The organism is Synechococcus sp. R55.7, from assembly GCF_047461955.1.
Lineage (GTDB): Bacteria > Cyanobacteriota > Cyanobacteriia > Thermostichales > Thermostichaceae > Thermostichus.
The window spans coordinates 1-811 of the sequence record NZ_JANSIC010000433.1; the positions used below are offsets into that span (position 1 = coordinate 1).

Consider the following 811-nt stretch of genomic DNA (forward strand, 5'->3'; position numbering starts at 1 on the left):
GAAGCCGATCGATTGCTGAGCCTGAAGTTAGAGGGATCCGTCGGCTAGGGGATTGCTCCCAATGCGAAGCTGAGCAAGTGGGCGAGGCCGCTGACACGCTGTGGGAGCAGGCGCTGCCATTTTCAGGAGAAGGGTAAGGGGTTAGGTAACTCCCAAGGCAGAGGGCTGTGATCCCCTGAAGCCAGAGGCGGCCCAAGGGCTTGGCGACGTTGCAAACAGCGCATGGATGCAGGGGGGGAGAGGGGATAATCAAGGAGTTTTGAACCGTAAGGCTAGGCAGGAGAAGTTCCCCATGAGGGCATTTCTGGAGGAGTTCAAAAAGTTCATCAGCCGGGGCAATGCCTTAGATTTGGCTGTTGGCGTTGTTATTGGAGGTGCTTTTGGGAAGATCGTGACTTCTTTTGTAGCAGATCTGTTTACTCCAGTTTTAGGCTTGATGATTGGTGGAGTGAGCTTCCAGAACTTGGTCTGGAAAATCGGTGGAAGTCCTGAAGATCCAGTTACGATTAACTACGGTAGCTTTCTGCAAGCTGTGTTTGATTTTGTGATTATCGCTTTTGCTCTCTTCTTACTATTGAGAGCGATCAACACTCTACAGCGAAAGGAGGAAGAATCTCCTTCTATATCGCCCCCATCAGAAGTGGTCTTGCTGGCAGAAATTCGGGACATCCTCAATCGCCACTCCCAATAGAGCTATAGGGGATCCTTAGGCCCAAAATCCAAACCTGGTTTAGGGATCCCTTAACTTTTCAGCTCCTGCCCTTCGGTGTCAACCCTAGAGTCTAGCCATGATCCGTGAAAACAGCCCTGT

General features: G+C 51.0%; 1 protein-coding gene. It reads left to right on the forward strand.

The window, feature by feature from the left end; genetic code table 11:
* Window positions 1-292: 292 nt before the first annotated feature.
* On the forward strand, window positions 293-691 hold the full coding sequence (mscL, locus tag NW820_RS12970) for a large-conductance mechanosensitive channel protein MscL (protein ID WP_414407719.1): 399 nt from the start codon (window positions 293-295) through the stop codon (window positions 689-691).
* Window positions 692-811: the final 120 nt, after the last annotated feature.

Coding starts and splice junctions, on each gene's coding strand:
- mscL (WP_414407719.1), top strand. CDS start 293: ATGAGGGCATTTCTGGAGGAGTTCAAAAAGTTCATCAGCCGGGGCAAT.